The following is a 9,258-nucleotide window of genomic DNA, read 5'->3' on the forward strand; positions in this document are numbered from 1 at the left end:
CGGCTGCGAGTGCCGCCGGGCAGGACGTCTGTGCGATGCTCGGCGGCGTGGAGACCAGATCTGTCAGCCCGGTGTTCGTCGGCCGAGCCGATGAACTGGCCGTACTCACCGACGCACTGACCCGGGCCGCCGGGCAGGAACCGCAGGCGATGCTCATCGGGGGAGAGGCCGGAGTCGGCAAGACCCGCCTCACCGAGGAGTTCCTCTGCGAGGCGGACCGCCGCGGCGCCGTCGTCGCCGTCGGAGGCTGTGTGGAGATCGGGGCGGAGGGCCTTCCCTTCGCCCCGTTCTCGACGGCCCTGCGCACCCTGCACCGGCTGCTGCCCGGGGAACTGGCCGCCGCTGCCGCCGGCCAGGAGGACGAACTCGCCCGCATCCTCCCCGAACTCGGCGACACCCCGCGCGGCCCGCACGACGAGGAGAGCACCGCCCGGCTCTTCGAACTGACGGCCCGGATGCTGGAGCGCCTCGCCGCCGACCGCACCGTCGTCCTCGTCCTGGAAGACCTGCACTGGGCGGACACCTCCACCCGGCACCTGCTCTCCTACCTCTTCCGCACCCTCTCCAGCGGCCGGCTCGTCATCGTCGCCACCTACCGCGCGGACGACGTGCACCGGCGCCACCCGCTGCGCCCGCTCCTCGCCGAACTCGACCGGCTCCGCACCGTCCGGCGCATCGAGCTGTCCCGCTTCAACCGGGCCGAGGTACGCCGCCAGCTCGCCGGCATCCTCGCCGCGCAGCCCGACGAGGACTTCGTGGACTCCGTCTTCGACCGGTCGGACGGCAACGCCTTCTTCGTCGAGGAACTCGTCGCCTCCAAGGAGAGCGGCTGCCGCACCGGGCTCACCGAATCCCTGCGCGACCTGCTCCTCGTCCGTGTCGAGGTGCTCCCCGACGAGACCCAGCGGTTGGTGCGCATCGTCGCCGAGGGCGGCTCCACCGTGGAGTACCCGCTGCTGCACGCCGTCGCCGGGCTCACCGAGGACGAGCTGATCGAGGCGCTGAGAGCCGCCGTCGGGGCCAACATCCTGCTCGCCACCCCCGACGGCGACGGCTACCGCTTCCGGCACTCCCTGGTCCGCGAGGCCGTCAGCGACGACCTGCTGCCCGGGGAGCGGGCCCGCGTCAACCGCCGCTACGCCGAGGCCATGGAGGCCGACGGGTCGCTGGTCCGTGCCGAGGAGCGGGTCATCCGGCTGGCCAGCTACTGGTACCACGCGAACGATCCCGCCAAGGCGCTGCCCGCCGTACTGGCCGCCTCCGTGGCGGCCCGCCGCCGGCACGCCTACTCGGAGCAACTGCGCCTGCTGGAACGGGCCATGGACCTGTGGGACAGCGCTCCGGAGGACGTACGCGAGGCGCTCCGCCCGGCCGACTACACCGAGGTGTACCCTCCGTGCGGCTGCGACCCGGCCACCACCGCGCTCCAGCGGCTCGACCTGCTGGCCGAAGCCACCGTGGCGGCGCGCTACGGCGGCGAGCGCGACCGCGCCCTGAAGATCACGAAGACGGCGCTGCGCCTGCTGGAGGACGACAACGACCCGCTGCGGGCCGCCTGGTTCTGGACCGAGCGCTCCCGGCTGATCGCCGGCCTCGGGCGCGGCGACGGCTGGGAGGAGATAGCCAGGGCGCAGGACCTCGTCCGGGGGCTGCCCCCGTCCCAGGTGCACGCCGAGGTCCTGGTCCGGGCCGCGAGCTGGGGCATGCTCCACAAGCCGGGCCCCGGCAACCTCGCCGCCGCCGAACGCGCCGTCGAGTACGCGCGGATGGTCGGCGCCGAGGAGACCGAGCTCAACGCCCGGATCACGGTCGGAGCTCTGCTCACCGACTCCGGCGACGCTCCGGGCGGTCTCGCCGAGATGCACGCGGTCCGGGAACGGGCCACGAAACTCGGGCTCACCATGCTGGCAGGGCGTGCTCATATCAATCTCACCTCTCAGTTGGAAAGCCTGGGCCGGTCCCGCGAAGCCGTGGAACTGGCCGAACAAGGGGCCGAACTGGTCCGCAGATCCCGGCTCATGGACAGCGAGGCCTGGGTCTGCGGGAACAAGGCCGAGAGCCTCTACAGCCTCGGCCGCTGGGACGAGGCCGCCGAGGCGGCCCGGCGCACCCTGCTGGTCGGCCAGAGCGCGGCCCCGCGCGGCTCAGCCTCCGCACGACTGGCCTACCTGGCCCTGGCCCGCGGCGAGTTGACCGAAGCCGCCCACCAGCTGGCCGCCGCCCACGCCCACTTCGGCAACCACGAGACCAAGCCCCAACCCCAGCACCGGATCCCGCTCTACCGCCTCGCGATCGGCGTGGCTGCGGCGGAGGGCCGGCTCGCCGACGTCCGCGCCGAGACGTCCGCTGCCGCCGCCTACGGCTTCCCGCTCGGGCAGCACCGCTACGCCTGGCCGCTGCTGCTCGCCGCCGCCACCGCGGAGGCCGACGCCCGGGGACTCCCGGCCGCCGAGGCCGGCCGGGACGCGGCCCTGGACGTGCTGCGCACCGCCGCCCGCTCCCTCGCCACCCCGGTCCCGGTGTGGACCGCCTACGCCGAGTACGTCCGGGCCGAGCTGCGCCGGGCCGAGGCCCGGGACACCCTCGCCGACTGGACCGCCGTCGAGAAGGCCGTCCGCCCGCTGGAGCGCCCGTACCTGCTGGCCAGGGCCTGCCACCGGCTCGCGGAGGCCCTGCTGGCCGCCGGTGACCGGGAGCCCGCGGCCGCCCTGCTCCGCGAGGCCTACGCCACCGCCGAGCGGATCGGCTCACGCAGGCTGCGCGAGGACCTGGCCCTGCTGGCCCAGCGTGCCCGCCTCCCGCTGACCGGCGCCGACAGCGCCGCCGCCCCGCCGGTCCCGGAGACCGACCCGGCCGAGGCGCTCGGGCTGACCAGCCGCGAGCGGGACGTACTGCGCCTGGTGGCGGCCGGCAGCACCAACCGGAAGATCGCCGAGGAGCTCTTCATCTCACCGAAGACGGCGAGCGTGCACGTCTCGAACATCCTGGCGAAGCTGGGCGTCACCGGCCGCGGCGAGGCGGCCGCCCTCGCCCACCGTCTGCGTCTCTTCGCCGCCCCCGTCCCGGTCAGTCCCCGTCCGGAGGCTGCTGGTCCAGGCGTATGAGCACCTTGCCGGAGTCGAGGTCTATCGGACCCCGTCCCGGATCGTTGTCATTGACGTCGGTCCGGGACAGCTCCAGCCGCTTCTTCTCCTCGTCCGTGTGCTTGCGTCCCGGGTTGAACAGCTCCTCGATCATGTTGAACACCGTGCCCACCGCACCTTTCGTCCCCCGCCGGGGACTTGCCGGTCATCGCACCGTCAGGGTCAGGATCCTGTCGTCGCCCGCTTCCGGGGACCCGCGTCCGTCCGTCTCGCTGGTGACGAGCAGCATGCGGTCCCCACCGAGGGGCACCACCGTCCGCAGCCGCCCGTACTCGCCTTCCAGGAAAGGCTCAGGCTCCGCCACCAGCTCCGTGCCGGCCAGCGGGATCCGCCACAGCCGCTTGCCCTTCAGCCCGGCCATCCACACCGAACCCTCCGCCCACGCGATCCCGCTCGGCGAGGCCTCGTCGGTCTTCCACACGGCCACCGGATCCCGGAAGCCGGGCTTTCCCGCCTTCCCCTCGGCCTCGGGCCACCCGTAGTTGGCGCCGGGCTCGATCAGATTCAGCTCGTCCCAGGTGTTCTGGCCGAACTCGGCCGCCCACAGCCGTTTGTCCTTGTCCCAGGCGAGGCCCTGCACATTGCGGTGCCCGTAGGAGTAGACGACGGAATCCGCCTCAGGATTGCCGTGCACCGGATCCCCGTCCGGGGTCATCCGCAGGATCTTGCCGCCCAGCGACTTCTTGTCCTGCGCGAGCCCGGTGTCACCGGTCTCGCCCGTCCCGGCGTAGAGCATCTTGTCCGGGCCGAAGGCGATCCGGCCGCCGTTGTGGATGAGGCCCTTGGGTATGCCCCGGAACACCGTGTCCGGAGCGCCCAGTTGCTGCCCGGCAGGTCTCTGTTCGTCGTACCGCAGCCGGGCGATGCGGTTGTCGGACTCGGTCGTGAAGTACACGTACACCAGCCGGTCCGACGCGAAGGTGGGCGACAGCGCGAGGCCCATGAGCCCGCCCTCCCCGCCCGGAGCCACCCCCGGCACCTTGCCGATCTGGGTCACCGCGCCCGAACCCGTCGCGACCCTGCTGATCGTCCCCTTGTCCCGCGAGGCCACCAGCAGGTCCCCGCCCGGCAGCGGGGCCACGCCCCACGGCGACTCCAGCCCCTTGGCCACCTCGCCGGTCACCGTCACGGCCCCCTTCGCCGGTGGGCCGGTGGCCTCCGGCGACACGGACGGTCTCCCCGACGGCCCCGGCGACCCGGAGCCCGCCGGGGCCGTGCTCGGTGGGGAGCCGCCCGGACCCGCGCCCGGTGCGCTCTCCGGCGAGCACCCCGCGGCCAGCAGAGCGCCGCAGCCGGCCAGCGCGAGCGCCGCCAGCACCCCCCGGCGCCGACCGCCCGCGCCCTCGGATCCCGCCTGCCCGGGAGAACTTCCGTATCGCATCGCCCTGCTCCCTTCCGGTCCTCCGATCGTGCCCTTCATCCCTCTCAACAGCTCCGGCAGTTCGCGAAGTTCCATCACTCGTACACTCGATCGAGTGGTTGTCGGGCCCCCCGGATCGACCCCGCCCCACCCCGCGCCGGTGCCGGATCAGTCCCAGGCTCCCACCTCGACCGGAAGGGCCGCGATCTCGGCCAGGTCCCCGGCCGAGAGCCGGACCTCCGCCGCCCGCGCGTTCTCCGCCGCCCACGGCGCCCGGTCGGCCCCCGGCACCGGCACCACCTGCGGCCCCTGCGCCAGCACCCACGCCAGGGCCACCTGCGCGACCGTGACCTCGGGGCCGTGCCGCCGGGCCACCTGCCGCATCCCCGCCAGCAGCACCTGGTTCGACGCCATCGCCTCCGCCGTGAACCGCGGATGCCGGGCCCGCACGTCCTGCGGCTCGAACCCCTCACCCGGCGTGAGGGTCCCCGTGAGGAACCCGCTGCCCAGCGGCATCGCCGCCAGGAACCCCACCCCGCGCGCCGCGCACCACGGCAGCAGTTGCCACGCCGCCTGCGGCGACCACACCGACAGCTCCGCCTGCACCGCGCTCACCGGGAACACCTGCTGCAGCCGTTCCAGGTGCCGCAAGGTCGTCCGGTACGCCCGGTCCCCGCTCCGCCCGGCCCCGGGACCGGCACCGGCGCCCAGCGCGCAGTACCCGAGCGCCCGCACCTTGCCCGCGCCCACCAGCTCGGCCATGGCCCCCCAGGTCTCCTCCACGGGCACGTCCGGATCCACCCGGTGCAGCTGGTAGAGGTCTATGACATCGGTCCGCAGCCGCCGCAGCGAGGCGTCGCAGGCCCGCCGCAGGTAGCCGGGCCGCCCGTCGGCGACCACGTGCTGGTCACCCGCCCGCAGCCCCACCTTGGCCGAGACGAACGCCTCGGACCGCCGCTCCCGCAGCACCCGTCCGAGCAGCAGCTCATTGGTGAACGGCCCGTACACGTCGGCCGTGTCCAGCAGGTTCGACCCCAGGTCCAGCGCCGTGTGCACGGCGGCCAGCGACTCCTGCCCCCGCCGCCGCGAAGGCGCGTACGCCCAGCTCATCGGCATACAGCCGAGGCCGACGGCGCCCACCGTCAGCGCCCCCGCCCCGATCGACCTGCGCTCCACCCCTGCGTCCCCCTCCGGCTACGGCCCTCAAACTAACGGCTTGATCCGGATGCCTTGGCATAGCCTCGTGATCATGACTGCAATGACCCCGGATGTCTGGCTCCCGTTCCCCGCCGAGGAGATCGAGGGCCTCCCCGACTCCTTCCGGTACCGCCTCTGGGACGGCGAGGACGCGTTCCCGGCCGATCCGGCCGACTGCGTCTTCTACGTGACGCCCTACATGAAGCCCCCCGAGGTCACCGTGCGCCCGCTGGCGGCGATGTCCGCGGTCCAGGTCGTCCAGACGCTGACCGCCGGCATCGACGACGTGCTGGGCCGCCTCGGAGACCTGCGTCCCGGCGTACGGCTGTGCAACGCCGTCGGGGTCCACACGGCCAGCACCGCCGAACTCGCCCTCGCGCTTACGCTCGCCTCCCTGCGCGGCATCCCCGGCATGGTCCGCGGCCAGGACCGCGAGGAGTGGCGTTCCGGGTTCTACGACGCCCTCGCCGACAAGTCGGTTCTGATCATCGGCTACGGATCGATCGGCTCCGCCATCGAGGACCGGCTCGTGGCCTTCGAATGCGGCCCGGTCGCACGGGTGGCGCGTACGGCGCGGACCGCCGCACGCGGGCCCGTGCACGCCCTGGCCGACCTGCCCGGGCTGCTGCCCCGGGCCGACGTGGTCATCCTCGTGACACCGCTGACCGACGCCACCCGGGGGCTGGTCGGCGCCGACTTCCTCAGCCGGATGAAGGACGGCGCCCTGCTGGTGAACGTGGCGCGCGGTCCCGTCGTCGACACCAAGTCCCTGCTGGCGGAGGTGGAGTCGGGCCGGCTGCGCGCGGCACTCGACGTCACCGACCCGGAACCGCTGCCCGCGGGCCACCCGCTCTGGCATGCTCCGAATGTCCTGATCACACCTCATGTGGGCGGCAGCAGCTCGGCGTTCGAGCCCAGGGCCAAGCGCCTGCTGGCTCGCCAGCTCACCCGGTTCGCCGCCGGTGAGCCGGTGGAGCACACGGTGTTGATCACCGAGTGACGCGTGATGCACACGCTCCGCAGTCATTCGAATGCGCAGGGTGGGCACAACTCCCCGATTGGTAACGGAGAGTAGAGAGACTATGTCCCTGAGTGACGAAAGTGGTGTATCGTCCGGAAGAAGGGGCTGCGCCACGAACGTCTGGCGCTGGGGAGTGATCGGACACTTTGGGGGGCGACGGGCGATGTACGGCCAATGGACGAAGGATCCGACGCGGCACAGCCGCCGGAGGCGACGCTGCCGAGACTGGGCTGCACCGGAACCAGCCGGCGAGGGGGACCGGTGAGTCCCCCGGGGGCGGCGCTCCTGAACCGGCCGTCCGTCTCGGGCGGAGGCAAGGGCCTGGCGATGCAGCTGCTCCTCGCGGTGGTCAGCGGCGGGTACGCCGTCGGCGCCGCCCTCAACTGGGGCTCGGAGGAAGTCGCCGAGATCATGGGTGACTTCGGGCTCAGCGCGGCCGGCTTACTCGCCGCGGTCTCCTGCTACTCCTACGCGAGGGCGATCGGCAGCCGCGAACGCCCCGCCTGGCTGCTCTTCGCCTTCTCCTCCCTCATGGGCGCCGGCGGCAACGCGGTCTGGGGCTGGTACGAGGTGATCCTGGGCGAGGAAGTGCCGAAACCCTCACTCGCCGACTTCGCCTTCCTCTGCTTCGCCCCGCCCGCCATCGTGGGCCTGCTCGTCCTCGCCAAACGCCCGGTCACCCGCGCCGGCTGGGTGTGCCTCGGACTCGACTCCTGGCTCATCGGCGGCTCCCTGCTCACGCTCTCCTGGAGCCTGGCCCTGGCCCACGCGGCGCGGACCGCCCAGTCCGGCGCCCCCGGCAGCGTCCCGCGCGCCGCGCTCTCCCTCGCCTACCCGCTCCTGGACATCGCGCTCGTCTCGATGGTCCTGGTCCTGCACTTCCGGCGCAGCGAGACCAACCGCTCCGCCGTCAACACCGCCATCGCGGCGCTGGCCCTGACCGTGCTCAGCGACGCCCTGTTCACCTCGCCCCTGCTGAGCGCCGAGTACCAGTCCGGACAGCTGCTCGACGCCGGCTGGTTCGCGGGCTCACTGCTCCTCGCGTACGCGCCCTGGGGCGCCCGGCGCCTCCACCCGGGCCCGGAGCCGGCTGTGCGCCCGCGCGCGGACCGGGCGCACAGCCGCCCGATCACCGGCTCGCTGCCCGCCCTCACCCCCTACCTCGCGGCCGCCGTGTGCACCCTGGGCATCCTTTACAACGTCGTGGACGGCCGGAAGGTGGACCGGATGGTCGTCTTCACCGGCTGCACGGTCGTGCTCGCCCTCGTCATCCGGCAGGGCATCATGCTCCTCGACAACATCGCGCTGACCCAGGAACTGGCCCAGAAGGAGAACCACTTCCGCTCCCTGGTCCAGGGCTCCAGCGACGTCATCATGATCGCCGCGCCCACCGGAACCCTGCGCTACGTCAGCCCCGCGGCCGCCGGGGTCTACGGCCGTGAGGCGGAGGAGCTGGTCGGCACCGAGCTCGCCACCCTGATCCACCCCGACGACCTCGGCCGGGTGGTCCACGAGGTACGCCGTTTCCTCGCCGCGCCGCCGACCGAGGAGCCCACCACCCGCATCGAGTGCCGCTTCAAATCGGGCGGCGGCGAGTGGCTCAACGTGGAGTCCACCGTCAACCGTCACCAGGGCGGGCTCATCCTCAACAGCCGGGACGTCACCGAGCGGGTCCGGCTCCAGGCCCAGCTCCAGCACAGCGCCGAACACGATCCGCTGACCGACCTGCCCAACCGGGCCCTGTTCACCCGGCGCGTGCGCCAGGCCCTGACCGGCCGGCGCGCGGGCGACCACAGCACCGCCGTGCTCTTCATCGACCTCGACGGCTTCAAGGCGGTCAACGACACCATCGGCCACCAGGCCGGCGACGAACTGCTCGTCGAAGCCGCGCGCAGGCTCCAGGACTCGGTCCGGGCCGGGGACACCGCGGCCCGCCTCGGCGGCGACGAGTTCGCCGCGCTGATCCTGGGCGACGGCAACCGCGACCCCGGCGCCCGCGAGTACCAGGTACGCGAGATCGCCGAGCGGCTGCGCACCACCCTCTCCCAGCCGTACCGGATCGGCGGCAGCGAGGTCCGGGTCGCCGCGAGCATCGGGGCGGCCTTCGCCGACCCCGGCATCACCCCTTCGGACCTGATGCGCAACGCGGATCTCGCGATGTACCGGGCCAAGGCCGGCGGCAAGGACCGCGTCGAGATGTACGCCCCCCAGATGCAGGCCGAAGTCGTACGCAAGGCCGAGCTGGCCGGCCGGCTGCGGACGGCGCTGCATGAGGGCGAGTTCGGCCTGGTGCACCAGCCCGTGGTCTCGCTGGCCACCGGCGAGGTGTCGGCCGTCGCCGCGCAGGCCCGCTGGCGCTCCGCCCAGGGGATCCTCTTCACCCCGGCGGAGTTCCTCCGGGTCGCCGAGTACAGCGAGGGCGGTGCAGTCGTGGGGGGGGGGGGGGGGGGGGGGGGGGGAGAAAAAAAAAAAAAAAAAAAAAAAGAAAAGAAAAGGAAGGGGGAGAGAGGATGGAGGGGGACAGAACACCAACACAA

At 72.8% G+C, this 9,258-nt stretch carries 6 protein-coding genes; 3 read left to right on the forward strand and 3 right to left on the reverse strand.

The window, feature by feature from the left end; all coding sequences use genetic code 11:
* Window positions 1-35: 35 nt before the first annotated feature.
* The gene (locus tag ACZ4YL_RS07825; RefSeq protein WP_468114837.1) at window positions 36-3,104 is read left to right on the forward strand and encodes a helix-turn-helix transcriptional regulator; all 3,069 of its coding nucleotides are present in this window, start codon (window positions 36-38) and stop codon (window positions 3,102-3,104) included.
* Here ACZ4YL_RS07825 and ACZ4YL_RS07830 read toward each other — a convergent pair.
* The 3 genes from ACZ4YL_RS07830 to ACZ4YL_RS07840 all read right to left on the reverse strand — a co-directional run bounded on the left by ACZ4YL_RS07830 (window position 3,067) and on the right by ACZ4YL_RS07840 (window position 5,679).
* Window positions 3,067-3,255, reverse strand: coding sequence for a DUF6191 domain-containing protein (locus tag ACZ4YL_RS07830; RefSeq protein WP_468114574.1), 189 nt, complete (start codon window positions 3,253-3,255; stop codon window positions 3,067-3,069). The two genes, ACZ4YL_RS07825 and ACZ4YL_RS07830, sit on opposite strands and share 38 nt — an antisense overlap.
* A 33-nt stretch (window positions 3,256-3,288) precedes the next feature.
* The gene (locus ACZ4YL_RS07835; RefSeq protein WP_468114576.1) at window positions 3,289-4,524 is read right to left on the reverse strand and encodes a PQQ-dependent sugar dehydrogenase; all 1,236 of its coding nucleotides are present in this window, start codon (window positions 4,522-4,524) and stop codon (window positions 3,289-3,291) included.
* A gap of 147 nt (window positions 4,525-4,671) precedes the next feature.
* A complete protein-coding gene (locus ACZ4YL_RS07840) occupies window positions 4,672-5,679 on the reverse strand; it encodes an aldo/keto reductase (RefSeq protein WP_468114578.1) in 1,008 nt (335 codons plus the stop codon).
* 73 nt (window positions 5,680-5,752) lie between these two features.
* On the opposite strand from ACZ4YL_RS07840, the gene ACZ4YL_RS07845 reads away from it, so the two are divergent.
* Both ACZ4YL_RS07845 and ACZ4YL_RS07850 read left to right on the forward strand, forming a co-directional pair.
* The gene (locus ACZ4YL_RS07845; protein WP_468114580.1) at window positions 5,753-6,700 is read left to right on the forward strand and encodes a 2-hydroxyacid dehydrogenase; all 948 of its coding nucleotides are present in this window, start codon (window positions 5,753-5,755) and stop codon (window positions 6,698-6,700) included.
* 282 nt (window positions 6,701-6,982) lie between these two features.
* A partial coding sequence (locus tag ACZ4YL_RS07850) for a diguanylate cyclase domain-containing protein (protein ID WP_468114582.1) occupies window positions 6,983-9,258 on the forward strand: 2,276 nt, incomplete at its 3' end.

It is taken from the genome of Streptomyces sp. NPDC030021, assembly GCF_055574035.1.